Genomic DNA, 25,535 nt, shown 5'->3' with positions numbered 1-25,535 from the left:
GATCAGGAGCATCGGTGTTCGAATCCCTTTCCGACCGGTTGGCCGGTGCCCTCCAGGATCTGCGCGGGAAGGGGCGCCTGTCTCCGGCCGATATCGATGCGACCGCCCGTGAGATCCGCCTCGCCCTGCTCGAGGCCGATGTGGCGCTGCCGGTGGTGCGCACCTTCATCGCCAAGATCAAGGAGCGTGCCAAGGGCGCGGAGGTCTCCGCGGCGCTGAACCCGGCCCAGCAGGTCGTCAAGATCGTCAACGAGGAGCTTGTCGGCATCCTCGGCGGCGAGACCCGGCGACTGCAGTACGCCAAGAATCCGCCGACCGTCATCATGCTGGCGGGTCTGCAGGGCGCCGGTAAGACCACGCTCGCGGGCAAGCTCGCGAAATGGCTGAAGGGCCAGGGGCATCAGCCGCTGCTCGTCGCCTGTGATCTGCAGCGGCCCGGCGCGGTCACCCAGCTCCAGGTGGTCGGCGAACGGGCCGGTGTGCCGGTCTTCGCGCCCAATCCGGGCACCTCCATCGGCGGTGGCGACAACCCGCTCGGTGTTTCCGCGGCAGATCCGGTGGATGTGGCCCGGCGCGGTATCGAAGAGGCCAAGTCCAAGCAGTACGACATCGTCATCGTCGATACCGCCGGTCGCCTCGGTATCGATGCCGAGCTCATGACGCAGGCCTCCGGTATTCGCGATGCCGTCAACCCCGACGAGATCCTCTTCGTCCTCGACTCCATGATCGGTCAGGACGCGGTCACCACGGCCGAGGCCTTCCGTGACGGCGTCGGTTTCACCGGTGTTGTGCTCACCAAGCTCGACGGTGACGCCCGCGGTGGTGCGGCGCTGTCGGTGCGTGAAATCACCGGGCGCCCCATCCTTTTCGCCTCCACCGGTGAGAAGCTCGAAGACTTCGACGTCTTCCACCCCGACCGCATGGCCAGCCGCATTCTCGGCATGGGCGATCTGCTCACCCTGATCGAGCAGGCCGAACAGGTCTACGACGCGCAGCAGGCCGAGGAAGCCGCCCGCAAGATGGGCTCCGGCGAGCTCACCCTCGAGGACTTCCTCGAGCAGATGCTCGCCATCCGCAAGATGGGCCCGATCGGCAATCTGCTCGGCATGCTGCCGGGCGCGGGTCAGATGAAAGATGTACTGGCCCAGGTCGACGACAAGCAGCTCGACCGGGTGCAGGCCATCATTCGCGGCATGACGCCCACCGAGCGTGATAACCCGAAGATCATCAACGCCTCCCGCCGCCTGCGCATCGCGAACGGTTCCGGCGTCTCGGTCTCCGAGGTCAACCAGCTCGTCGACCGCTTCTTCGAAGCCAAGAAGATGATGGGCGCCATGAGCCGTCAGTTCGGCCTCCCCGGCGCGCGCGGCGGCAATAACAAAAAGGGCAAAGGCAAGAAGGGTAAAAAGGGCGGCCGCGGCCCCACCCCGCCGAAGATGCGCGGCGGTTTCCCGGGCATGCCCGGTATGCCCGCCCTCCCCGGCGGCATGCCGGACATCTCCAACCTCCCCGCCGGCCTCAACGAACTCCCCCCGGGCCTGGAAGGTTTCGACCTCTCGAAGCTGAACTTCCCGAAAAAATAAGTGCTGCAATAGAATTCGGCTCCGTCGCACTGCGGCGGAGCCGAATTTCTGTACGGTCCAGAAGTCGGCGCCAAGCACCTCGGTCGTGCTGGGCGTCTCGCATTCATGATCACCAGGAACTGGTGGCGGGCCATTGACGGCGGATGCCGCCATCACTTCCTGCTGAACGGCTGACCAGGCTGAGTGTGTGTGCGCCGCAGAGGGAGTGCGACGATCGTGAGGCGGGAAACGGCGCCTGGACCCGGTCGAGAAGGCTGGGCCGGGTGGGGAATTGGCGGCGCAGTTGCGGCCGACAGCGCAGCGTGACCAGGGCACTCGGTGAGATGTGTGGGTTTCGGGTGGGTCGGCGACCGAGGCGTGCGTGAGTGGCTCAGGGGTGTCCTACCTGGTGGGGTGTGCTGAAGGTAGTGGGGGACAGCCACATTCGGACGGTGCCGCAGGCGCAGCGGGTGTAGGTGACCAGGCCTTCGGAGGTGTGGTGGCGGGAAATCGTGATCGGGGGCTGGGTGGTCGGCCAGCCGCAGGTGCCGCAGTGCTCGTCTGATCTGGTCATGTCATCGAGTCTTTCCGGGGTTGATAGCTGTGGTCCATCGAATAATTTCGTAGTGAATCGTGTGGAATGTCCACATGATCGATCCACGGTTGCAGTCGTTGCGGGTGTTGCGGGAGCAGGGGACGGTGACGGCGGCTGCGGCGGCGCTGCATGTGACGCCGTCGACGGTGTCGCAGCAGTTGCGGGGGCTGGCGCGGGATTTCGAGGTGGAGTTGCTCGAGCATGTCGGGCGGCGGGTGCAGCTGACCCCTGCCGCGAATGCGCTGCTGCGGCATGCGGATCTGCTTGCGGCGCAGGGGGAGTTGGCGCGGGCGGAGTTGGCTGCGCATCGGGCGGGTATTGCGGGGCGACTGCGGTTGAGCGCCATGCCCACCGCGCTCGCGGCCGTGGTGGCTCCGGCGGCGGCGCGGCTGCGGGATACCCATCCGCGCTTGAGCGTTTCGCTGATCGAGGACGAGAGCACGCACTGTTTCGAGCTGTTGCTGGCCGGGGACTGCGATATCGCCGTGATCCTGCCCGCGCCCGGCAGTCCCAGCGCGGACGATCCGCGGTTCGAGCAGCGGCCGTTGCTCGCGGAACCGATGGATCTGCTGGTTCCGCCCGGACATCGGCTCGCGGGGCGCTCGGACGTGCAGCTGATCGAGGCGGCCGCGGAGCCGTGGATCACCGGGCGGGATTGGATCACGCACTCCCTGGTGGTGTCCGCAGCCTGTGCCGCCGCCGGTTTCACCCCTCGAATTGCCGGGCAGGCAGTGCATTTCGTCGGCGTATCGGCAATGGTCGCGAACGGCTTCGGGGTCAGCCTGATCGCCCGGCTGGCCTTGATCCCGCCGGAGCTGGCGGTGGTGCGGGTGCCGCTGCGGGGTGACACCGTGCCCATTCGGCGGCATCTGGTCGCGCTGCGCCGGGGTTCCGCCGAGCACCCGGTCATCGCGGCCGGGGTCGCCGCGATCCGGGCGGTGTGTCATGAGCGAGCGGACATCACCGTGCTGGGCGAATAGCGGGACACGCGGGTTCGGGGGGTGCGAGGCCGCGCGAATTCTTGCGGGGCGGGGCGCAGTAGTTTGTAGTGGAGCAGGGTTTGTGTCGAGGCACGGTGGGCGTGGCGAGGAGGCTGATCATGCGTCTGCATTTTCGCGGAGTGGTGCTGCCTGACGGGGATATGCGGGACCTGTGGGTTCATGACGGCGTCCTGTCCTGTGAACCGGTCGCCGAGGCCGAGACGGTGCACGCCTCGGGCTGGATCGTGCCGGGGCTGGTGGACGCGCACTGCCACGTCGGCATCAAATACGGTGGGGGAGACGAGGATTCCGCGGGCGCGATCGCCCAGGCCGAGGTCGAGCGGGATGCGGGCGCGCTACTGCTGCGCGATGCGGGCTCACCCATCGACACCCGATTCATCGACGACCGCGAGGATCTGCCCAAGATCATTCGCGCGGGCCGCCATATTGCCCGGCCACGGCGCTATATCCGGGAACTCGGCATCGAACTCGAGGACGAACGCGACCTCCCGGAAATCATTGCCGAACAGGCCCGCCGCGGCGATGGCTGGGTCAAGATCGTCGGCGACTGGATCGACCGCTCGGCAGGCGATCTGGCCCCGCTGTGGTCGGATGCCATCCTCAAGGAATCCATCGACGCCGCCCATCGTGAGGGCGCCCGCGTCACCGCGCACGTCTTCGGCGAGGACGCTCTCTACGGCCTGCTCGACGCGGGTATCGACTGCATCGAACACGGCACCGGTCTCACCGACGAGACCATCGACATGATGGTCGCGCACGGCACCGCCCTGGTGCCCACCCTCATCAATATCGACACCTTTCCCGAAATCGCCGACAGCGCAGGCAAATTCCCCGTCTACGCCGCCCATATGCGCGATCTGCACCGGCGTTCGCGCGAAACCGTCGCCAAGGCGCACGATGCCGGCGTGCCGATCTACACCGGCACCGATGCGGGCGGCTCCATCCCGCACGGCCGCATTGCCGACGAGATCACCGCCCTGATGGGCGCGGGCTTTTCGCCGCACGATGCCCTCGGCGCCTCCTCGTGGAATGCCCGGACGTGGCTGGGCCGCACCGGGATCGAACCGGGCGCGCCCGCGGACTTCGTCGTCTATCAGCAGGATCCGCGCATCAGCCCGCAGGTGCTGTCCACGCCGTCCTGGGTGGTGCTACGCGGCCGCGCCTACGACCGGCGCGATCCGGTCACCGGACACCGCTGAACCGATATCATCGGTAGCGGGCGTTCGGGATTCGCACTCGAGGCCTCTGATTATCGTGCGGCACACCATATGACGGAAGGCAGCGGTATGAGCACGGTCTCGCCCGCGCAGCGCAACGGTTCCTACGGTGTGGACGCACCCGCCCAGATCCTCTGGATGGGCGGTTTCGCGGTCGTGTTCTTCGTGGCCGCCTTGATTTTCGGGCTCCTCGGCAGTGCCGGCGCCCTGGGCTGGTTCGTCTTCCTCGGCATCGTCATGCTGATCCAGCTGGCGCTGTACGTACATTCCACTCGCCGAGGCAAATTCGAGGTCTGGGAACAGGTGCTCGACGATCTGCGGCTGCGGGGCGATGAAAGCCTCCTCGATATGGGTTGCGGTCGCGGTGCGGTCCTGCTCGCCGCCTCCCCGGCGGCCGTGCGGTCGGCATCGACCTCTGGCGCACGGTCGACCAGTCCGGCAACGCCGAAGAGGTCACCGCCCGCAATGCCGTGGCGGAGGGCGTCGCCGCCCGGGTGGAGCTCCGGACCGCGGATATGACCGAGTTGCCCTTCGGTGCAGGCGAATTCGACGTGATCGTCTCGAGTCTCGCCATCCACAACATTCCCACCGCCGAGCTACGCGCCCAAGCCGTCCGCGAAGCCCTCCGCGTCCTGCGGCCCGGCGGCCGCCTCGTCATCGCCGACATCTTCAAGACCCGCGAATACGACACCGTTCTCCAGGCCGCGGGCGCCTCCGACGTCACCCTGCGCAGCCTCGGCTGGCGCATGTGGTGGGGCGGCACCTGGGTCTCCACCCGCCTGGTCACCGCGCTGGCTCCCTGAAGTCCGGGGAGACCGTGGGTGCACCGGGCCCGGTGCCGGTCGCGGCGGATACCGCCTCGTTGCGTTGAGTTTGCGGCGGTGGGTTCGACGTTTTTCGCATGCCGACCTTGCGATTTGCCTGCGCGCTCGAAGTGAATAGGTCATGCTTCACATGTTTCAGTTCCAATCTGGTGAGGAGAATGACCTATGGGTTCTGCCGAGAACTTCCTGACTGCCGTACTGGCGGGTCTGGTCGTGAAGCTGCTGACGTCCGGTAGCTCCGGCAACTAGCGGCCGGAAACGGCCGGCAGCCCATCGGAGTCGCGCGGGCTCCGGTGGGCTGTGTCGTTCGCGGACCATGGCGAGTCGGCTCCGCCGAGGGCGATTTCTTCGGGCCGGGACCTCTCTGGCAGAATGGACCACCGTTCTCATCGAGAACAGTGCAGCCCGTCTCCGGATACGTTCCGCGCGGCGGTCACACACTCAACGCAAAACCGGGTCCACCCCGCGTGGACTGCTGAATTGCGGCCGTGACCAACCAGGCTGCCCCATGGGCGGCCGCCACCGAAAGGCACAGCTAATGGCTGTTCGCATCAAGCTGACCCGCATGGGCAAGATCCGCAACCCCCAGTACCGCATCGTGGTCGCCGACGCGCGCACCCGTCGCGACGGCCGGGCCATCGAGTCCATCGGCATCTACCAGCCCAAGGAAGAGCCCTCGCTCATCGAGGTCAACTCCGAGCGCGCGCAGTACTGGCTGAGCGTCGGCGCGCAGCCGACCGAGCCGGTGCAGCGTCTGCTGGAGATCACCGGTGACTGGCAGAAGTTCAAGGGTCTGCCGGGCCAGGAGGGCACCCTGAAGGTCAAGGCGCCGAAGCCGTCCAAGCTGGACCTCTTCAACGCCGCGCTGGCTTCCGCTGACAGCGAGCCGGTCGCCGAGGCCGTCACCCCGAAGAAGAAGGCCGCCAAGAAGGAAGAGGCCGCCGAGGCTGCCTCTGAGGCGACCGAGACCCCGGCCGCCGAGTAATGACAGCCGTCGTCGCCGATGCCGTCGAACATCTCGTTCGCGGCATCGTCGCCAATCCGGACGATGTCCACGTCGAGCTGATCACCAGCCGTCGTGGCCGGACCGTCGAGGTGCATGTGCACCCCGAGGATCTGGGCAAGGTGATCGGCCGCGGTGGACGTACCGCGACCGCGCTGCGCACTCTCGTCGCCGGTATCGGCGGTAAGGGCATTCGCGTCGACGTGGTCGACACGGATCAGTAGATGGAACTTGTCGTCGGTCGGGTCGCCAAGTCGCACGGTGTGCGCGGCGAACTCGTCGTAGAAGTCCGAACCGACGAGCCTGATCTGCGTTTCGCGCCCGGCACCACCCTCACGGGCAAGTTGCCGCGCGCGAAGCAGACGCAGCAGTACGTAGTGGAGTCGGCCCGGGAGCACTCGGGCCGGCTTCTCGTGCGTCTGGCAGGGCTCGACGATCGCACCGTGGCAGATGGATTGCGCGGCATGCTCTTTGTCGTCGACACCGCCGATCTGCCGCCCTCGCAGGACCCGGACGAGTACTACGACCACGAGCTCGAGGGCCTCACCGTGCAACTCGGTGACGGCACCCTCGTGGGTACGGTCCGCGAAGTACTGCATTCCGCTGCGGGAGAACTGCTTTCGATCACCGCGGCCGAGGGTTTCCCGCCCGCGGGCCGGGAGATCCTGGTGCCCTTCGTGAATGCCATGGTGCCGACCGTGTCCCTCGCCGACTCCCTGATTGTGATCGACCCGCCCGAAGGTCTGCTGGATCCGGAGTGAGCACGATGCGCATCGACGTCGTCACGATCTTCCCGGAATACCTGGAGCCGCTGCGAACCGCCTTGCTGGGCAAGGCAATCGACAAGGGCATCCTGGAAGTCGGCGTGCACGATCTGCGCGGCTGGACGCACGATGTGCACAAGGCCGTGGACGACACCCCGTACGGCGGCGGACCGGGCATGGTCATGAAGCCGACCGTATGGGGCGACGCCCTGGACGAGGTGTGCCCGGACGACGCACTGCTGGTGGTTCCCACCCCGGCGGGTCGTCCGTTCACCCAGGCCATGGCCGAAAGCTGGTCTGCCGAAAAGCATCTGGTCTTCGCGTGTGGTCGCTACGAAGGCATCGATCAGCGAGTTTTCGACGATGCCGCCCGGCGCGTCCGCGTCGAGGAAGTCAGCATCGGCGATTACGTATTGATCGGCGGTGAGGCCGCGGTCCTCGTCATGACCGAAGCCATTGTGCGGCTCATCCCCGGTGTGCTCGGCAATCAGCAATCCCACGAACAGGATTCGTTCTCCGACGGTCTCCTCGAGGGTCCCAGTTACACCCGCCCGGTCTCCTGGCGCGATCTGGATGTCCCGGAAATCCTGCTGTCCGGCAACCACGCCAAGATCGACGCCTGGCGCCGCGAGCAGTCGCTGGAACGCACCCGCGATCGTCGCCCCGATCTGCTCCCGCCGGACTGATGTGATTGCCGCGCAACATATTGCGCGGCATTCCGCACCGGCGTCGAGAGCGAATCTGTCGCACCCCGGGCTACATTCTGTGAGCGGCCGCCTGCGAAATCGCAGAGTGCGGCCGTCCGTTTTCAGATGAGGAAAGAGTGGGGGCGAACATGTTTCGCAAAGCTGTTGTCGTGGTGACCGCGAGCGTTGCCATGATGGGAGTCGGTGGCGCAGTGGCGAATGCGTTCACCGTGCAGGACGAGATCAAATTCTTCCTGATGCACGATCAGCAGCAGACGCCCGACTACAAGGCGCTCGACGTCGAGATCGGGCACGCTACCTGTGAGATTCTGGACTTCGGTGTTCCCGGTGACAAGGCCGATCTGATGGCCTTCGATCGCGCGCACCCGAATACCGCGACCGGTCTTCTCGGCGTGACCGAGACCGAGGTCGACACTCTCGTCTACTGCCCGCAGCACATCCTGGCGCCGTAGGCGAATGCGGCGGCGCGCGGGCTTCGAAACGCGTGTCGCCGCAACGTTTCGGTGCGGCACTGTCCCGGCGTGTCAGCGGACGCCGGTAGTGTCTGCGGGCGTGACGACAGCCTCCGAACCCGTCAGCGCGGAAACCACAGGTCCCGCGAGCACCGTGACCACCGGCACCGAGAGCGCCGTTCGACTCGGCAGTGTCAGCCGGCGCATCGCCGATGAGCTGGGCGTGCGCGACGAGCAGGTGCGCGCTACCATCGAACTACTGGACGCCGGCTCGACCGTGCCGTTCGTGGCCCGCTACCGCAAGGAGGTCACCGGCGGGCTCGACGACGCGCAGCTGCGCACCCTCGACGAGCGCCTGAACTACCTGCGCGAACTCGACGAGCGCCGCGGTTCGATCATCGAATCCATTCGCGGCCAGGGCAAATTGGATCCGGAACTGCATTCGCAGCTCATGCTCGCCGATACCAAGGCCCGCCTCGAGGACATCTACCTGCCGTACAAGCCGAAGCGGCGCACCAAGGCGCAGATCGCGCGCGAGGCCGGGCACGAGCCCGTCGCCGACGCCCTGATCAACGATCCGGCCACCGATCCCGCGCAGTACAGCGCCGAACAGCTCGACGGTGCGCGCTCCATTCTGGTCGAGCGTTTCGCCGAGGACGCCGACCTGGTCGGTGAACTGCGCGAGCTCATGTGGACGCGCGGACAGGTCAGCTCCAGCGTGCGCCCGGGCAAGGAGGAGGCGGGGTCCAAGTTCTCCGACTACTTCGAATTCAGCGAGCCGTTCACCAAGCTGCCCTCGCACCGCATTCTGGCGCTGCTGCGCGGTGAGAAGGAAGAGGTGCTCACCCTGCACCTCGCCGCCGATGCGGAAGAGCCCGAGCCCGGCGAGCGCACCATCTACGAGGGGCGCATCGCCTACAAGTTCGGTATTGCCGAGCAGGGCCGTGCCGCTGACACCTGGCTGCTCGATACCGTGCGCTGGGCGTGGCGGACCAAACTGATGGTGAGCCTGGGCATCGATGTCCGCATGCGCCTGCGCCAGTCCGCCGAACGCGACGCCGTCGACGTCTTCGCCATGAACCTGCGCGATCTGCTGCTGGCCGCGCCCGCCGGCACCCGCACCACCATGGGCCTGGACCCGGGCTTCCGCACCGGTGTGAAGGTGGCCGTGGTCGATTCCACCGGTAAGGCCGTCGCCACCGAGGTCATCTACCCGCATACGGGTCAGACCGAGAAGTCGCTCGCCGTGCTCGGCGCGCTGGTCGCGCGATTCAATGTGGAGCTCATCGCCATCGGCAACGGCACCGCCTCGCGCGAGACCGATGCCCTTGCCGCCGAACTCATCTCGCGTATTCCGGAGAACAAGCCCACCAAGATCGTGGTCTCCGAAGCGGGTGCCTCGGTGTATTCGGCCTCGGCGTACGCCTCGGTGGAGCTGCCGGATATGGATGTGTCCCTGCGCGGCGCGGTCTCCATCGCCCGGCGTCTGCAGGATCCGCTCGCGGAGTTGGTGAAGATCGATCCGAAGTCCATCGGTGTCGGCCAGTACCAGCACGATATCTCCGAGACCCTGCTCGCCCGCTCGCTCGGCGCGGTGGTCGAAGATGCGGTGAACGCGGTCGGTGTCGACGTCAATACCGCTTCGGTGCCGCTGCTCTCGCGCGTTTCCGGCATTACCGGTTCGGTCGCGGAAAGCATTGTCGCGCACCGCGATGCCAATGGTCCCTTCCGTAGCCGCACCGCACTGCTGAGCGTGCCGCGCCTGGGCCCCAAGGCTTTCGAGCAGTGCGCCGGCTTCCTCCGCATTCGCGAGGGCGAGGATCCGCTCGACACCTCGTCCGTGCACCCGGAGGCGTACCCCGTCGTCCGCCGCATGCTCGAGGCCAGTGGTCGTGGTGTGCACGAGCTCATCGGCAACACCACGGCGCTGCGCGCGCTGCGGCCCGCGGACTTCACCGATGAGCGCTTCGGTGTCCCGACCGTCACCGATATCATCGCCGAACTCGAGAAGCCCGGCCGCGACCCGCGTCCGGAATTCAAGACCGCCGAATTCGCCGCGGGCATCGAGAAGGTCGCCGACCTCGAGCCCGGCATGGTGCTCGAGGGTGTGGTCACCAATGTGGCCGCCTTCGGCGCCTTCATCGATATCGGCGTCCACCAGGACGGCCTGGTGCACGTCTCGGCCATGTCGCACAACTTCATCAAGGACCCGCGCGAGGTCGTGAAGTCCGGCGATGTGGTGAAGGTCAAGGTCATGGAGGTGGATGTGCAGCGCCAGCGCATCGGCCTGTCCCTGCGCCTGGACGATGAGCCCGGCGCCCCGAAACCCGAACGCGGCGAAGGCCGTCCGCGCGGCGGCCAGGGCCAGCGCCCGGCGGGCAATGACAATCGCCCGCGCCAGGGCGGCCAGGGCAACCCGCGTCAGGGCGGTCAGGGCGGTGCCGCACGCCAGGGTGGCCAAGGCAGCGCGGCCCGCCAGGGTGGCCAGGGTGGCGGCGCTCGCCAGCAGGGCAACCGCCCCCAGTCCGCCCCGAGCGGTTCTATGGCCGACGCCCTCCGCAAGGCCGGCTTCGGCAAGTAACCGCGGCAGGTCACCACACAGCCCGAAATCGCAGGCCAGCCACAAGAAGTGGCTGGCCTGCGGCATTCCGGCTGCCGTGCCACCAGTTCAACCCGGCCTCCCGACCGGTGGGACCTTGGCCTGCCCACCAGCGCGATCCTGGCCTCCCGACCGGTGGGACTCTGGTCTGCCGACGGTGCGACCCTGGTTCCCGACCGGTGCGATCCTGGTCTGCCGACGGTGCGACCCTGGTTCCCGACCGGTGCGATCCTGGTTTGCCGACGGTGCGACCCTGGCCTGCGGCAGATGGGCCGCGTCATCCCGGCATGCTTTTCGCCGGGATCCACACCTCAGCACCGCAGGGTGCGAGGAATTCAGTCTGTTTCGGAGCGACAGGTAGCGTTGCTTCGTCAGGTGTGTGCGAATTGATCGCGGAGGCGACGAGGGCATGGGGCATGTGCGGCGGTGGTGGATCGACGGTGTGGTGGATACCGGCCGACTGCCCCTGGCCTGCCTACTGCTCGGATTCATCGTCGGATTCCTGCTGATCCGAATCAGTGTGCGGCTCATCCGCAAGGAAGTGCGCTGGTGGCCGGGCAATGTGCGGGCCGGCGATGTGCACATCCACCACATGGTGTTCGGCGTGGTGCTGGTGCTCAGCTCGGGGGTGGGCCTGGTCACCCTGTACGACAGCAGTGTCGGGGTCATCAGTGTTTTCGCGGCCGTCTTCGGGGTCGGTGCGGCGCTGGTGCTCGACGAGTTCGCGCTCATCTACTACCTGCGTGATGTGTATTGGGAGGAGCAGGGCCGCACCTCGGTGGATGCCGTCTTCGTGGCGGTCGCCGTCACCGGTCTGCTGCTGCTCGGCTTCCATCCGCTGTGGCTGCTCAATCTCGGTGATGTCCGCCATGATCCGAACTCCGCCGATCGCACCTTCGTCATTGTGTTCGCACTGGTGAATCTGGTGCTGGCTGCGATCGTCATTGCCAAGGGCAAGATCTGGACGGGTCTGTTCGGCATGTTCTTCCTGCCGCTGCTGTTGATCGGCGCGCTGCGTCTGAGCCGTCCGGGCGCACCCTGGGCGCGGTGGCGCTATTCCTCGCGCGCCGGGCTCATGCGGCGGGCGGTGGTGCGCGAACGCCGGTACCGGCGGCCGATGATCCGGGCGAAGATCTTCGTCCAGGATCTGGTGGCCGGTAAGCCCGATGTCGCGCACGTCCGCCGGGCCGCGGAGGAGGAGTTGGCGCGCACGGTGCTCCCGGCTCCGCCCGCTCCGCCCTCGACGCACCATCTCGTAAGTAGCCGTAAGGTTGCTGACTGACGACCGGCGTGCCACTGTTGCCGAATGGGCTACGTTGTCGGCGATTACCTGCTCGATCGGCTCCACGAACTCGGAGTCACCGAAATATTCGGTGTCCCGGGGGATTTCAATCTGCAATTCCTCGATCACGTGGTCGAGCACCGCGGCATCCGCTGGGTCGGCAGCGCCAATGAGCTCAATGCCGGCTACGCCGCCGACGGTTATGCCCGACTACGCGGCATCGGCGCGGTGGTCACCACCTACGGCGTCGGCGAACTCAGCGCGGTCAATGCGATTGCGGGCAGCTATGCCGAATACGTGCCGGTCGTGCACATAGTCGGGGTGCCTGCCAAGGACATCCAGGCCAATCATCGCGTCATCCACCACACCCTCGGCGACGGCGATTTCCATCACTTCCGGCGCATTGCCGCCGAAGTCACCTGCGCCCAGGCCGATCTCGGCGCGGCCGACGCCTGCCAGGAAATCGACCGGGTGCTGAATTCGGTACTGGTGCACCGGCGTCCGGGCTATCTGATGCTCGCCACCGATACGGCACGGGTGGAGGTCCAGCCGCCGGCCACGCCGCTGTCCCCGCCCGCGGACTTCAGCAGTGCCGGTGCGCGAATGGCTTTCGAGCAGGCCGCCCTCGATTTCCTCGTCGACCGCCGGGTGACCGTGCTGGCCGACGTCTTCGTCAATCGCATCGGCGCGACCGATCAATTGCGGTCACTGCTGCACGCTGCCGATTTGCCGCATGCCACGCTCGCCTGGGGCAAAACGCTGGTGGACGAATCGACGCCGAATTTCCTCGGCGTCTACACCGGTGCGGCCTCACCCGAGGCGGTGCGCGCGGCGGTCGAGGATTCCGAGCGCCTGGTCACGGTCGGCGTGCAGTACACCGACAGCATCACCGCCGGATTCAGCCATCGCATCGACCCGCGTCGGACCATCGATATCGGCCCGGAGCGCACAGTCATCGGCGGTATGGACGCGTACGCGCCGCTCTCGCTGACAGCTGCCCTGGAAATTCTGACCAGGATCTCCGGCGCGTTCGCCGAACCGGATCCGACCACCCCGGCCGCCGATGTCATCCCCGTCATCACCGATCCCGGCGAGACCCCGCTCACCCAGGCGACCCTGTGGCCGCTCGTGGCCGGAGCCCTCGACAACGACAATGTGGTTGTGGCAGACCAGGGTTCGGCCTTCTTCGGCTTGGCCGCCCTGCGCATGCCCGCCGGCATCACCTTTGTCGGCCAGCCGCTGTGGGGTTCCATCGGATATGCCCTGCCTGCCGCGCTCGGAGCCGGGCTGGCCTGTCCGGACCGCCGTCCCGTGCTGGTGATCGGCGACGGTGCGGCGCAGCTGTCCATTCAGGAGCTGGGCACCTGGATCCGGGAACGCCTGACCGGCGTCATCATCCTGGTCGACAACAACGGCTACGCCATCGAGCGTGCCATTCACGGTGAAGCAGCGCCCTACAACGACATCGCGCCCTGGCGCTGGGGTGAACTGCCGCACGCCTTCGGCGGCGACGAGGATTCGGTGCTGACGCTGCGCGCCACTACGGTCGGAGAGCTACGCGAGTGCATGGAGGTTGCCGCCGCCGCCCAGGACTGCCTGGTTTTCCTGCAGGTTGTCACCGGCGCCACGGACTATCCGCCGCTCGTCTCGGATATCGCCTCCGCGATCACCCGGGCGAACTCCGGGTCGTAGCCGGTGCCGGGGGACCCGATTTCCGGGCGCGCGCTGCCGTCTGGCACTATGGTCAGGTTGCCTTGGGCGCTGGTATGCCCGGGCACCGCCCATTATCCGGAGCACGAACCGGTAGAGCATCTCCATTCGAGGTAGCCACCAGGTTCCTCTGTTCGCGCGAACATCATAAGGACGGAAATGAACACCCTCGACTTCGTCGACGAAAAGTCGCTCCGCAGCGACATCCCGGCTTTCCGCCCGGGTGACACGGTCAACGTGCACGTGAAGGTTATCGAAGGCAACAAGGAGCGCGTCCAGGTTTTCAAGGGCGTCGTCATCCGCCGCCAGAACGGTGGCATCCGCGAGACCTTCACGGTCCGCAAGGTGTCGTTCGGCGTCGGCGTGGAGCGCACCTTCCCGGTGCATTCGCCGAACATCGATCACCTCGAGATCGTCACCCGTGGTGACGTCCGCCGCGCCAAGCTGTACTACCTGCGCGATCTGCGCGGCAAGGCCGCCAAGATCAAGGAAAAGCGCTGAAGTAGCTTTTCGCTCCGAACGCCGAGTAGCCCGGCACCGCATAGTTCTTCGCGGTGCCGGGCTACTCTGTTCCGGTGGCAGACGAGAGCGAGTCGTTGAAGGTGTCCGGGCCCGGCGATGAGGGCCGTGCGGATGAGCCGGCGACCACCAAGCCGAAGAAGAAGCAGCGCCCGTTCTGGCAGGAACTGCCGATGCTCATCGGCATTGCCGCAGTGATCACCGCGCTGGTCGTGACATTCATCGGCCGGCCGTACGTGATCCCGTCGCAGTCGATGGAACCGACCCTGCACGGTTGCACGGGTTGTACGGGTGATCGCATCTATGTGCAGAAGCTGAGCTACTACTTCGGTGATCCCAAGCCGGGTGATGTGGTGGTGTTCGTCGGGCCGAGTGATTCCTGGAACAAGCACTACACGTCGATCCGCTCGCGGAACACCGTGGTGCGCGGCGTCCAGAACTTCTTCTCCTTCTTCGGCCTGGTGCCGCCGGACGAGAACGATCTGGTGAAGCGGGTCATCGCCACCGGCGGGCAGACCGTGCAGTGCTGTGATGCGCAGGGCCGCATCCTGGTCGACGGGAAGCCGCTGGACGAGCCGTATATCGGCACCTACCCCGACGGCCGCAGCCGCAACAATCCGTTCAATCCCGCACAGCCCGATCTGCCGTACAACGCCGGCGGCCGGGCCTTCGGACCGGTCAAGGTGCCCGACGGCAATCTCTGGGTGATGGGCGACAATCGTGCCGAATCCGCGGATTCGCGCTACCACCAGGACGATCAGTATCACGGCACCGTGCCGATCAAGGATGTGCGCGGCAAGGCAGTGTACAAGATCTGGCCACTGGGCCGGATCGGATCCGTGCGGTCCCAAGACCCGCAGACCAACTGAGTCCTGCGGGATAATCGACCGGTGGGGAAGATGGCGAACGGTGCGGGTACGCGGGCCGCGAGCGGTCCGGCGCGGAAGCCGCGCGGCGGCAAGATGATTCAGCAGCCGATAGAACGCGGCGACTGGCCGCCGCGCGTGGTCATGCGCCGCGCCGGCGGGCTACGCACCCTGGAATCGGCGCTCATCCGCAGCGGGCTGGGTCCGGTCGCGGGTGTCGACGAGGCGGGCCGCGGCCCGTGTGCGGGACCGCTGGTGGTGGCCGCCTGCCTGCTGGCGCCCAAGGCGTACACCTCCCTCGCCGGGCTCGACGATTCCAAGAAGCTCACCGAATCCGCGCGCGAGGAGCTGTTCCCGATCATCAAGCGGGTCGCGCTGGCCTGGAAGGTGATCGTGGTCCCGGCCTGGGAGGTCGACTCCATCGGTATCCACGTCGCCAATATCGAGGGCATGCGGCGTGCGGTGGCGGGGCTGGACCCGGTGCCCGGGTACGTTCTCACCGATGGGTTCCGCGTACCGGGCATTCCGGTGCCGTCGCTGCCGGTGATCGGCGGCGACGCGACGGCGGCCTGCATCGCGGCGGCGAGCGTGCTCGCCAAGGTGACCAGGGACCGCATGATGGTGCAGCTCGACGAGCAATTCCCCGGCTATGGATTTGCCGGTCACAAGGGCTACAACACGCCCGAACACACCGAGGCCCTGCAGCGGTTGGGCGTCACCAGTGAGCACCGGCGGTCCTGGCGCAATGTGCGGGAGACCGGCCGGGTGGCTACCGATACCGCGTATGCGGGATGATGTCTCTACACCCAGTTGGGCGACAAGGAGGACGTTCCACCCGATGAGCGCCGAGGATCTCGAGAAGTACGAAACCGAGATGGAACTCTCGCTATATCGAGAGTACAAGGACATCGTCGGCCAGTTCTCGTATGTGGTGGAGACCGAGCGCCGCTTCTACCTGGCCAACACAGTCGAACTGCGGCCGCAGAACGCTGACGGCGAGGTGTACTTCGAGGTGCGTATGTCCGATGCGTGGGTCTGGGATATGTACCGGCCCGCCCGCTTCGTGAAGCACGTTCGAGTCATCACCTTCAAGGATGTCAATATCGAGGAGTTGGAGAAGCCTGACCTGCGGCTTCCCGAGTAGTCCACAAGCTCCTCGCTATCCACAGGCAATCTGTTTCCGCAGGTCGGCATGGCCGGGTCCGTCATGGGCCCGGCCATGCTGGCTGAATGGGACACAATCTCGCGCTGGGCGCACACGGGGAGGAACTGGCGGCGCGGTATCTGAGCGCCGCCGGTATGGAGATCGTCGCCCGCAATTGGCGGTGCCGGTACGGTGAACTCGATCTGATCGGGCGCGATCGCGCGGGCGTCACGGTGTTCATCGAGGTGAAGACCCGCCGGGGCGTGGCCTTCGGCCCGCCCGCAGAGGCCGTCACCTACCTCAAACAGCAACGTATACGCCGCCTCGCGCTGCTGTGGCTGCACGAGCAGTCCGGCCCGTGGCCGCGGGTCCGGTTCGATGTGGTGTCGGTGCTCATGCGGCCGGGCACGGAGCCGGTGATCGATCACCTCGAGGCGGTGTTCTGAAATGCCTTTGGGGAGGGCGTATTCGGTGGCGGTGGCCGGGGTGGACGGGCAACTGGTCGAGATCGAGGCCGATATCGGGCAGGGCCTGCCGTCGGTGCACCTGGTGGGGCGTCCGGACACCACGCTGCAGGAATCCCGCGATCGCGTGCGGGCAGCGGTCACCAATACGGGGGAGAAGTGGCCGGACGGCCGGGTGATCCTGGCGCTGTCTCCGGCGACCCTGCCCAAGGTCGGCAGTGTCTACGACCTCGCACTGGCGGCGGCGGTGCTCGATGCGGCCGGGTCCATTCCGGCGCAGCGTCTCGCCGATGCGGTGCTGTTGGGTGAATTGGCCCTCGACGGGCGCGTCCGGCGGGTGCGTGGCATCCTGCCCGCGGTGCTGGCGGCCCGTACCGCCGGGCGCAGCACGGTTGTCGTCCCCACCGCAGCACTGGCCGAAGCCGGGCTGGTGGACGGCATCCGCGTACTCGGCGCCTCGACCCTGGGCGAGCTGGTGGATTGGCTGCGCGGTGCCACCGATCTGGCTCTGCCCGATCCGGTCCAGCCTGCCCCGATCCCGTCCATCGGCGATCTGAGCGAGGTGGTCGGCCAGGACGAGGCCCGCTGGGCCCTGGAGGTAGCTGCCGCCGGCGGCCACCACCTGCTCCTCACCGGCCCACCCGGAATCGGCAAAACTATGCTGGCACAGCGTCTTCCAAGCCTCCTCCCGCCCCTGCGGGAACGAGAATCCCTGGAGGTCACCGCAATCCACTCGGTAGCAGGGATCCTCTCCGACGACCACCCCCTGATCTTCGCCCCGCCTTTCGTCGCCCCACACCACTCGTCCTCGGTCACGTCCATGATCGGCGGCGGATCAGGCACCGCCCGCCCGGGCGCGGTCAGCTGTGCCCACCGCGGTGTTCTCTTTCTCGACGAATGCGCCGAGATCGGAAGCAAGGTCCTCGAAGCTCTGCGAACTCCCTTGGAGGAGGGCGAAGTTCGCATTGCCCGCCGCGATGGCGTCGCGCGGTACCCGGCCAGATTTCAGCTGGTCCTGGCCGCCAACCCGTGCCCGTGTGCGCCCGCTCGCGATATCGATTGCATCTGTGCGCCTTTGGCCCGCCGCCGCTATCTCGGCAAACTGTCGGGTCCACTGCTCGACCGTATCGATCTGGCGGTCCAGATGCATGCGCAGTCGGCAGGCGCCTTCAGCGGTGACAAGGTCGAGAACAGCGAGGTGGTCCGGGCCCGCGTGACCGCGGCCCGCAATGCCGCGGCCAAACGCTGGGAAGGTCTGGGACTCTCGACCAATGCCGAAGTCCCCGGACACGTTCTGCGGCAGCAATTCCGGCTGCCCCGGGAGGCGCTGGCCCCCGTCGAGACCGCGCTCAGCCACGGCCGCATGTCGGCCCGCGGCGCGGATCGCGCCATCCGAGTCGCTTGGACCGTCAGTGATTTACGCGGCGGCGGCATCCCCAATGCCCAGGACGTCCTGCAGGCATTGAGCTTCCGTCAGCGAGGTGTGGCATGAGTGACATGCCGCCGGAACAACATCGAACGTTGGCAGCCCCGGAGCGGTCACCCGCCCGAGGCACTGCCGCCGCAGCGGAGATGTCGGCCCGATGCCCTACTGCCGAACCCGCCGGTCGAATCGTCGACGTGCCAGAGCGCGCGGCCGAACAGGGCGGTCCTGCTGCGACGGTGCGTAAGTCCCCGGCCGACTCGGTCGGCACTGCGGCGGCGCGGGCTGGATCAGGCACCAGTCCGAACGGGAGTCCCGCTGTTCTGCACGGCCGACCTTCCGGGCCGAGTGGGTTGCCCTTGGGGTCGGCCAGTTCGGTCGCCGATCCCATCGAGCCGGTGGCCGATTGTGAGACTCCGGACAGCCCGGGCTCGTCAGTGGGTGGTGCCGACGAGTCGATTCGAGTGGATCGGTCCGACGGTGATGAGCGGAGGCTGGCCTGGGTCTATTTGTCCCGGGTGGTCGAGGGGCCCTGTGCGGCACTGTCTTCGCTGATCGAGTCGGTGGGGGTGGTGGAGGCGGCTCGGGCGGTGCGGGAGTGTGCGCTGCCGGAGGTGTTGCGGGGGCCGACTGAGTTGCGGCGTGGGATCGAGCGGGCCGAGCAGGATTTGGCATTGATGGATCGGCTGGGTGGGCGTGTGGTGACGCCTGACGATCCGGAGTGGCCTGCCTGGCGGATGCTCGGGCTGCGGCAGTTGGATCCGGCGCAGGATGAGTCCGCGGCGGTGCCGCTCGTGCTGTGGGCGCGCGGACCGCGATCACTGCTGGAGTGCACCGAGCGGGCGATCGCGGTGGTGGGTGCGCGGTGCAGTACCGGGTATGGGAATCACGCGACGGGGGAGATTGCCGGGGAATTGGCGGTGCGGGGGTGGACCGTGGTGTCCGGTGCGGCTTTCGGGATCGATGGGATGGCTCATCGCGCGGCGCTGGCGGTGGGTGGCTGCACCGTCGCCGTGCTGGCCTGCGGGCCGGACCGCCCGTACCCGGTGCAGCACGATCGGCTGCTGGCCGAGATTGCCGCGACCGGGTTGGTCGTCACCGAATATCCGCCCGGAACCGGAGTGCGCAAACACTCTTTCCTGGCCCGCAACCGCCTCATCGCGGCGCTGGCCGATGCCGTGGTGGTGGTCGAGGCGGGTGCCCGCAGCGGTGCCCGCAATACGGTGAAATGGACTCGCCGCCTGGGCCGTCCGGCTCTTGCCGTTCCGGGCCCGATCACCTCCGCCGCATCGGTCGGCTGCCACCGCATGATCCGCGAAGGCGAGGCCTTCATCGCCACCACCGCCGCGGAAATCCTGGACGAAGCGGGGCCGCTGCGCCTGTCCCTGCCCGGGGTCGTCCCGCCCGCCCCGGAGGACGATCTCTCCGAGCACGAGGCACTCCTCTTCGCCGCCCTTCCCGCAGTAGGTTCCCGTCTCCCACGTGCCTTGGTGACAGACACCGGTCTGGCCCTACCACTGGTTCGCGCGACCCTGTCCGCCCTGGAGATCGCAGGCCTGGTTGCCTGCGACGACAACGGCTGGCACCGCCTCGCCCAATCGAAGCGGCAGCAGGCGCAATCCGAACCCGCGGTCCGTGACCGGTCTCGCTGAACTGGGGGTCTGCTCTGAGCAGACCCGGCACACCGCGCGGCCCGCCGAGAGGTGCCCTGCCGTGCCACGCTGGGTCCTTGCCTTGCGGTCTCGCGCTGCGCCTTCCGCATTGCGCTGGTCTACCTCGCCGAGATGGGCACCGCCGCAGCCGATGGGGCCTGGATGCACTCGGAGGGGCGTTGCCGGTCATCGGTTCGATGGGAAAACCGCGCTGTGACCTCTGCGGAGGTGGGGAGTTGGCGGCGCGGGGGCTTGCTTTGCGGGGGAGGGGCGGTGACCGTGGGGGCATGAGTGGATTGCCCGAAGACGTGGAGGCATTGCTGGCCGAGTACGGGCGGCATTTGCGGCTGGGGCGAAACCGGTCGGAGCACACGGTGCGGGCCTATGTGGGGGATGCGCGGTCGCTCCTGGAGCACCTGCTGGAGCGGGCGGCGGATTCCGGTGTGGGCGAGGTGGATCTGGCCTTGCTGCGGTCCTGGCTGGCGCAGCAGGCGGCGGCCGGGGCGGCGCGGACCACCATGGCGCGCCGGACCTCGGCGGCGCGCACCTTCACCGCCTGGCTGGCGCATACCGGGCGGCTGGGCGTGGATCCGGGGCCGCGGCTGGGATCGGCGCGGGCGCACCGGGTGCTGCCCGCGGTACTGGGGCAGGACCAGGCGCGGGCAGCCATGGATGCAGCGGAATCCGGTGCGGCACAGCATGATCCGATGGCTCTGCGCGATCGGCTGATCGTGGAGATGTTGTACGCGACGGGGATTCGGGTCAGTGAGCTGTGCGGGCTCGATATCGAGGATGTGGATCGGGAGCGGCGGCTGGTACGGGTGCTCGGCAAGGGCAACAAGGAGCGCGCGGTGCCGTTCGGCGGACCGGCCGACAAGGCGCTGGACGCCTGGCTCCGGCACGGTCGTGCGGCCTTCGCGAACACGACGTCCGGCCGGGCGCTGCTGCTCGGCCGCCGGGGTGGCCGACTCGATCAGCGGCAGGCCAGAACCGTTGTGCACGAAGTGGTTTCCGCCATACCCGGCGCACCTGATATGGGGCCGCACGGTTTCCGGCACACCGCCGCCACCCACCTGCTGGAGGGCGGCGCGGATCTGCGTGTGGTGCAGGAGATTCTGGGCCATGCCAGCATGGCAACCACCCAGCTCTACACGCACGTCTCCATAGATCGGCTGAAGAAGGTCCACGATCAAGCCCACCCCCGCGCCTGACCTCATGCCCCGAATTCCGGACTCCGTCGAACTCCGCCCCGGTGCGGCGAATTCGCCCGTGATCCTGCATATTCCGCACTCCGCGCGTGCCATCCCACCGCACGTCCGCTCCGATATGCAGCTCGACGATCGGCAGCTCGCACGCGAACTGGACCACATCACGGACGCGCACACCGCGGCGCTGGCCGAGACGGCCGCCGGGCTCTCGGCAATCCGCCCCTGGCAGTTCGTGAACCGCTTGTCCCGCCTGGTGGTCGACCCCGAGCGCTTTCCGGACGAGCGGGAGGAGATGCGTGCGGTGGGCATGGGCGCTGTCTACACCCGGACGACGCACCGAACCCCGCTGCGCCCCGCGGACTTCGACCCCACCGCACTGCTCGACGGCTACTTCCACCCGTACGCCCGGGCGATGGCGGACGTGGTCGCCGACCGCCTGCGCGCGACCGGGCGGGCCGTCATCATCGACGTGCACTCCTATCCCACCGCCCGCCTGCCGTATGAATTGCACGGCGACGGCAGCCGTCCGTCGATCTGCTTGGGCGCGGACGACTTCCACACGCCGCCCGCCCTGCTGGCCCGGGCCCTACGGAATTTCGGCGATTTCGGCGGCGTTGCCACCAACAGCCCGTTCGCGGGCACCTATGTGCCCCTGGATTTCTACGGCACCGAGCCGCGGGTGACCGCCCTCATGGTGGAGATTCGCCGCGACAACTACATGACCGAACCGGGTGGCCCAGCCGGCCCGGGTCTCGCAGTTCTTGCCGCAGCACTGGCGGCGCTCATTGCCGAATTGCGGTGATCCGCACCTTATCGAAACTCTATCGACGAGCTATCGACAATCATGCTACGGTCTATTAGGTAACCCTAATTATGGAGGTGCCCCCTTGGCTCGCGCCCGCACAACTTTTGTGGTTCAGAACACCATCCGTCTGACCGACCACCTCATTCGTGTCCATCTGGGCGGCCCCGGCTTCGCGTCGTTCCAGCCCAACGGCTTCACCGACGCCTACGTCAAACTCGCCTTCCCCGGCGCGGACGGCGAGACCATGCGCACCTACACCGTGCGTTCGGTCGATACCGCCGCCGAGGAGATCGCCATCGATTTCGTGTACCACGGCGATGAGGGCGTCGCAGGTCCCTGGGCTGCGGCGGCGGAGCCCGGCGACACCATCGACCTGCTCGGTCCCGGTGGCGCGTACGCACCCCGCGCCGACGCCGACTGGCATCTGCTCGCCGGCGACGACTCCGCGCTGCCCGCCATCGCGGCGGCCTCCGGGGCGCTGCCCTCCGATGCGGTCGGCCGCATATTCGTCGAGGTCGACGGTCCCGCGGACGAACTCGCCTTCGTACACCCCGAGGGTGTGACCCTCACCTGGGTCCACCGCGAGGGCGCGGAACCCGGCGTGCGTCTGGCCGCGGCCGTGCGTGCCGAGTCCTGGCTCGACGGCCAGGCCCAGGTCTTCATCCACGGTGAAGCCCAGGCCGTCATGCACGACCTGCGCCCGTACGTGCGCAAGGAGCACGGCGTGACCGCCGAGTGGGCATCGATCTCCGGCTATTGGCGGCGCGGCCGCACCGAAGAGGGCTTCCGTCGCTGGAAGTCCGAGCTCGCCGAGAGCGAGAAGTCCGCTACCGCAGCCGTATAGCGGCGCGCGGCAGGCAGGCGCGAGGGTGGCGTCCCTGGTTTCCGGGCCGCCACCCGGTCGGCCGCGAATCTATGACTGCAGGCGGCGCAGACCGGCTGCGTCAAATGCTCGACGCATGCGGACTGCGACCGTAGCGTCCTTGCTCATGACGACCGACCGGTCCACAGAAGTATTGCCGTTGCGCGACAGGCTGCGCGCCGCCCTCCCCGTCGCTATGAAGGCCCGTGACAAAAGCGTCACCGCCGCTATCCGTTCCGCCCTCGGTGCTATCGACAATGCCGAAGCGGTCGACGGTTCCGACGTGCACGCAGGCGCAATCGAATCCAGCGCCGTCGGATTGGGCGCCGCCGAGCGCCCCCGCCGCGCCCTCACCGAATCCGATATCGAAGCCATAGTTCGCACCGAAATCGACGAACGCCATACCGCCGCAACCGAATACGAAGACTTGGCGGGTGGCGCCGACCGTGCGGCCACCCTCCGGGCCGAAGCCGCCGCCCTCGCCGCCCATCTGGGCAACGGCTGACCGCCGAACACGTTGCCGGACCGGCCGGCTCGGCTCACCTCGGCAACGGCCGAAGGCTGAACGCGCCACCCGATTGATCAGTGCTGCCGCCCTCGGCAGCCGCTGCCGGCTGCACCTCTGCGGCGCTGGTCAGTGCGGCTCATCCGGGCGGCTCGCCGCCTTCGGAGTGTGACCGGAACCATTTGTGCAGCGGGACGAGGTGCGATGGCTGCGCGTGCCGGCCGATTGATCAGCGTGGCTGGATGGTGGCGATGTAGCGCGTCGCGAACCAGTGCTGGATGAGCCGGACCACCGGTCCGCCGAGCCGGGTGTACCAGGCGCCGGGGCGGGAGAATGCAGCGACGATGCCGTGGACCGATTCGTCGGCCGGATCGTATTCGACGGCGAACAGCTCCTCTCCGCTCTCGGGATGGCCGGGCAGCGTGCCGTAGGCGAAGCCGCGGCGGTTCGGCTCGTCCAGGACGTACACCACCCGGCAGGGTGCGCTGATGCCGAACGGGCCGAGGCCGAGGCGGACGGTCAGTTCGGTGCCGGGCTCGGCGTTCGGCGTGGTGGCCCGCTCGAAAATGCCGGTGCCCCGTTGCATGCGGTATGCCAGGATCTGGATCCCCGCCTCCTCGAACAGCGCACGGCCGGAACCGATTCGGCGGCGTATCCGGAAGTGGTGATACCCCGGCGGGAACTCACCCCTGGTAGCTCCGGCATCGGCGTATGTGAACGGGACCGTTGCGGGGTTCTGCGGCATACCCTCATCCTGACCGCCCGCCCCGGCCTCGGATAGAGGCAGGCCCGGTGCGGCTCGTCTCAGCCGACCCCGGGTAGCGACTGCGATGCCAGTGGCTGGAGCCGAATGGGCCCGTGCCGAACCAGTCCGAGCGGATCGAGATAGTCGTGCCCGCGCCGCAGACCCCAGTGCAGACACGCGCTGACGGGGCACCGGTCATGGCCGGATTGCAGCTCGCCGATCGGCATGCCACGAATTACCCTGCGCCCCAACGGAAGCGATGACTTCACCGGTTCGTAGGTGGTGCGCAGCCCGCCGGTGTGGTCGATCGACAGCACGGGTTTGCCCGCCACGATCCCCGCGAATGCGACCGTCCCGTCGCCCGCCGCCAGCACCTGCTGCCCGGGACTGCCGCCCAGATCCACGCCTCGATGCCCCGGCAACCAGTCCCGTTCGGGTTTGTCGAATGCCCGCACCACCGCCGGTCGCGGCCGTAGCGGCCAGTCGAACCCGCTGATCGGCGCGGCAGCACCCGGTGCGGCCAGACACTGCGGTGTGAGCAGGACCAACCAGCCGAGGACGATCGACACGATCAGGCGCATACCTTCACTGTGCACCCCGGCAAACCCGTCCGGGCTACCGTGAATGCGAATTGTGGATAGCCGCACGGAGTGTGAATACCGTGTGGTTGAGAAGGGCCGTACCAGCTACCGCACACGCGCAGACGAAGGAGAAATCGAATGGGCTCCGCCGAGCCGTCCGGCAGCGCCGCCGATTCGGAGACGGCCGCGGTCGAACACCAGATCGCCGTGACCGAAGCGCAGATCGAAGGGCTCATCGAAGCAGAGGAGCAGGAGCTCGACTACCGCTTCACCCTCGCCAACGAGCGCACCTTCCTGGCCTGGATTCGCACCGCCCTGGGCCTGCTCGCCGGCGGTGTCGCGGTCCATGAACTGGTGAAACCCTTTCGCCACCACGGTGTTCGCTCCGCGGTCGCGCTGAGTTGCATCGTGCTGGCAGGCGTAGTTGCGCTCGGCGCCTACGGCCGCTGGCGGCATGTGCAGGAGTCCATGCAGCGCGGTGACACACTCCCGCGCACGCTCATGGTTCCGATTCTGGCCGGTGGCATCGCGGTCATCGCGGTACTCGCGGGCATCGGCCTGCTGCTGTCGTGACCAGCCCGGAGGCCGGTCTCGCGGCCGAGCGCACCGCGCTGGCGTGGCGCCGGACGGCGATCTCGGCGATGGCGAACGCGGTGCTGTTCCTGAAGGCCGCCTACAGCAGCGATTGGCCTCCGGTCTCGGTGGCCGCATTTATGGCGACCATCGCATTGCTGGTGGTCACGGCGGTGTGCGTACAGCGTGGCCGGGTGCTGCATTCACATCGCAAGGGTGCGCGGAGCCGGGGCTATCGCGGTATTACCGCAGTGGCGGTCGCCGTCGCCGTCGTGGCGGTCGTGGCACTGGTGTTATCGATCGAATACGCGGTCACGCAGCGGTGACTATGCCCAGGTCGGAAGCCTGCGGACAGGGCGATTTCGGTCTCGGATAACAACACCGTAAACTGATCGAGCGGTTTGCTTGACTGCAGACCGACTTCGCGCGCCCACATCGAGGGTCGCCGGCTGGTCCCCCTGGTTTTTGCGGA

The 25,535-nt window shown here is 67.5% G+C and carries 27 protein-coding genes and 1 pseudogene; 25 read left to right on the top strand and 3 right to left on the bottom strand.

Annotated elements, in window-relative coordinates:
• The first annotated feature begins 14 nt into the window (after positions 1-14).
• Positions 15-1,583, top strand: coding sequence for a signal recognition particle protein (gene ffh, locus OG716_RS20945; protein WP_405139166.1), 1,569 nt, complete (start codon positions 15-17; stop codon positions 1,581-1,583).
• Between the two features lie 370 nt (positions 1,584-1,953).
• Here ffh and OG716_RS20940 read toward each other — a convergent pair whose 3' ends face one another.
• The gene (locus OG716_RS20940) at positions 1,954-2,136 is read right to left on the bottom strand and encodes a hypothetical protein (protein WP_405139165.1); all 183 of its coding nucleotides are present in this window, start codon (positions 2,134-2,136) and stop codon (positions 1,954-1,956) included.
• Positions 2,137-2,210: 74 nt separating this feature from the next.
• Between OG716_RS20940 and OG716_RS20935 the strand changes: the two genes are divergently transcribed.
• The 22 genes and pseudogenes from OG716_RS20935 to OG716_RS20830 all read left to right on the top strand — a co-directional run bounded on the left by OG716_RS20935 (position 2,211) and on the right by OG716_RS20830 (position 23,164).
• Positions 2,211-3,137, top strand: coding sequence for a LysR family transcriptional regulator (locus OG716_RS20935; protein ID WP_405139164.1), 927 nt, complete (start codon positions 2,211-2,213; stop codon positions 3,135-3,137).
• Between the two features lie 119 nt (positions 3,138-3,256).
• On the top strand, positions 3,257-4,357 hold the full coding sequence (locus OG716_RS20930) for an amidohydrolase family protein (RefSeq protein ID WP_405139163.1): 1,101 nt from the start codon (positions 3,257-3,259) through the stop codon (positions 4,355-4,357).
• Positions 4,358-4,444: 87 nt separating this feature from the next.
• Positions 4,445-5,178 (top strand): annotated as a pseudogene (locus OG716_RS20925) (class I SAM-dependent methyltransferase).
• 559 nt (positions 5,179-5,737) lie between these two features.
• Positions 5,738-6,184, top strand: a complete 447-nt coding sequence (gene rpsP, locus OG716_RS20920; RefSeq protein WP_327144794.1) for a 30S ribosomal protein S16 — start codon at positions 5,738-5,740, stop codon at positions 6,182-6,184.
• Positions 6,184-6,426, top strand: a complete 243-nt coding sequence (locus OG716_RS20915; protein WP_067827290.1) for an RNA-binding protein — start codon at positions 6,184-6,186, stop codon at positions 6,424-6,426. Before rpsP ends, OG716_RS20915 begins: the two co-directional genes overlap by 1 nt.
• Positions 6,427-6,963 carry a ribosome maturation factor RimM gene (rimM, locus tag OG716_RS20910; RefSeq protein WP_405139162.1) on the top strand — a complete coding sequence of 179 codons (537 nt, stop codon included), beginning with the start codon at positions 6,427-6,429 and terminating at the stop codon, positions 6,961-6,963. It abuts the gene before it with no gap.
• Between the two features lie 5 nt (positions 6,964-6,968).
• Positions 6,969-7,652: a tRNA (guanosine(37)-N1)-methyltransferase TrmD gene (gene trmD, locus OG716_RS20905; RefSeq protein WP_405139811.1), complete on the top strand. Its 684-nt coding sequence runs from the start codon at positions 6,969-6,971 to the stop codon at positions 7,650-7,652.
• A gap of 149 nt (positions 7,653-7,801) precedes the next feature.
• Positions 7,802-8,125: a hypothetical protein gene (locus OG716_RS20900; RefSeq protein WP_405139161.1), complete on the top strand. Its 324-nt coding sequence runs from the start codon at positions 7,802-7,804 to the stop codon at positions 8,123-8,125.
• A 100-nt stretch (positions 8,126-8,225) separates the two neighbouring features.
• Positions 8,226-10,706 (top strand): Tex family protein, encoded by a 2,481-nt coding sequence (locus OG716_RS20895; RefSeq protein WP_405139160.1) that lies wholly within the window; start codon positions 8,226-8,228, stop codon positions 10,704-10,706.
• 427 nt (positions 10,707-11,133) lie between these two features.
• On the top strand, positions 11,134-12,006 hold the full coding sequence (locus tag OG716_RS20890) for a hypothetical protein (protein ID WP_355130023.1): 873 nt from the start codon (positions 11,134-11,136) through the stop codon (positions 12,004-12,006).
• A gap of 24 nt (positions 12,007-12,030) precedes the next feature.
• Positions 12,031-13,698 (top strand): thiamine pyrophosphate-binding protein, encoded by a 1,668-nt coding sequence (locus tag OG716_RS20885; protein WP_355129928.1) that lies wholly within the window; start codon positions 12,031-12,033, stop codon positions 13,696-13,698.
• Positions 13,699-13,875: 177 nt separating this feature from the next.
• Positions 13,876-14,217: a 50S ribosomal protein L19 gene (rplS, locus tag OG716_RS20880; protein ID WP_355129926.1), complete on the top strand. Its 342-nt coding sequence runs from the start codon at positions 13,876-13,878 to the stop codon at positions 14,215-14,217.
• Positions 14,218-14,291: 74 nt separating this feature from the next.
• A complete protein-coding gene (gene lepB, locus OG716_RS20875) occupies positions 14,292-15,104 on the top strand; it encodes a signal peptidase I (RefSeq protein WP_405139159.1) in 813 nt (270 codons plus the stop codon).
• A gap of 93 nt (positions 15,105-15,197) precedes the next feature.
• Positions 15,198-15,896 (top strand): ribonuclease HII, encoded by a 699-nt coding sequence (locus OG716_RS20870; RefSeq protein WP_405139809.1) that lies wholly within the window; start codon positions 15,198-15,200, stop codon positions 15,894-15,896.
• Positions 15,897-15,939: 43 nt separating this feature from the next.
• A complete protein-coding gene (locus tag OG716_RS20865; protein ID WP_067514125.1) occupies positions 15,940-16,245 on the top strand; it encodes a DUF2469 domain-containing protein in 306 nt (101 codons plus the stop codon).
• 86 nt (positions 16,246-16,331) lie between these two features.
• Complete coding sequence (locus tag OG716_RS20860; RefSeq protein WP_405139158.1) at positions 16,332-16,691, top strand: YraN family protein; 360 nt, start codon at positions 16,332-16,334, stop codon at positions 16,689-16,691.
• Position 16,692: 1 nt separating this feature from the next.
• Entirely contained in the window at positions 16,693-18,201 is a 1,509-nt protein-coding gene (locus OG716_RS20855; RefSeq protein WP_405139157.1) for a YifB family Mg chelatase-like AAA ATPase, read from the top strand.
• 395 nt (positions 18,202-18,596) lie between these two features.
• Positions 18,597-19,784, top strand: a complete 1,188-nt coding sequence (gene dprA / locus OG716_RS20850; protein ID WP_405139156.1) for a DNA-processing protein DprA — start codon at positions 18,597-18,599, stop codon at positions 19,782-19,784.
• Positions 19,785-20,071: 287 nt separating this feature from the next.
• Positions 20,072-20,995, top strand: coding sequence for a tyrosine recombinase XerC (locus OG716_RS20845; RefSeq protein ID WP_355129918.1), 924 nt, complete (start codon positions 20,072-20,074; stop codon positions 20,993-20,995).
• A gap of 4 nt (positions 20,996-20,999) precedes the next feature.
• The gene (locus OG716_RS20840; protein WP_405139155.1) at positions 21,000-21,794 is read left to right on the top strand and encodes an N-formylglutamate amidohydrolase; all 795 of its coding nucleotides are present in this window, start codon (positions 21,000-21,002) and stop codon (positions 21,792-21,794) included.
• Positions 21,795-21,879: 85 nt separating this feature from the next.
• The gene (locus tag OG716_RS20835; RefSeq protein WP_405139154.1) at positions 21,880-22,641 is read left to right on the top strand and encodes a siderophore-interacting protein; all 762 of its coding nucleotides are present in this window, start codon (positions 21,880-21,882) and stop codon (positions 22,639-22,641) included.
• 145 nt (positions 22,642-22,786) lie between these two features.
• Positions 22,787-23,164, top strand: a complete 378-nt coding sequence (locus OG716_RS20830) for a hypothetical protein (protein WP_405139153.1) — start codon at positions 22,787-22,789, stop codon at positions 23,162-23,164.
• A gap of 229 nt (positions 23,165-23,393) precedes the next feature.
• Here OG716_RS20830 and OG716_RS20825 read toward each other — a convergent pair whose 3' ends face one another.
• Positions 23,394-23,909, bottom strand: a complete 516-nt coding sequence (locus tag OG716_RS20825; protein ID WP_405139152.1) for a DUF1990 family protein — start codon at positions 23,907-23,909, stop codon at positions 23,394-23,396.
• Positions 23,910-23,968: 59 nt separating this feature from the next.
• Positions 23,969-24,490, bottom strand: a complete 522-nt coding sequence (locus tag OG716_RS20820) for a M23 family metallopeptidase (RefSeq protein ID WP_327144811.1) — start codon at positions 24,488-24,490, stop codon at positions 23,969-23,971.
• Positions 24,491-24,628: 138 nt separating this feature from the next.
• Between OG716_RS20820 and OG716_RS20815 the strand changes: the two genes are divergently transcribed.
• Together OG716_RS20815 and OG716_RS20810 are read left to right on the top strand one after the other, a co-directional pair.
• Positions 24,629-25,063 (top strand): YidH family protein, encoded by a 435-nt coding sequence (locus OG716_RS20815; protein ID WP_405139151.1) that lies wholly within the window; start codon positions 24,629-24,631, stop codon positions 25,061-25,063.
• Positions 25,060-25,389, top strand: coding sequence for a DUF202 domain-containing protein (locus OG716_RS20810; RefSeq protein ID WP_405139150.1), 330 nt, complete (start codon positions 25,060-25,062; stop codon positions 25,387-25,389). The genes OG716_RS20815 and OG716_RS20810 overlap by 4 nt, the downstream gene beginning before the upstream one ends.
• Positions 25,390-25,535 lie beyond the last annotated feature (146 nt).

This window comes from Nocardia sp. NBC_01388 (genome assembly GCF_045040085.1).
Classification (GTDB): domain Bacteria; phylum Actinomycetota; class Actinomycetes; order Mycobacteriales; family Mycobacteriaceae; genus Nocardia.
Note: the sequence above shows the minus strand (reverse complement) of the source record. Positions and strands in the feature narration are given on the sequence as shown.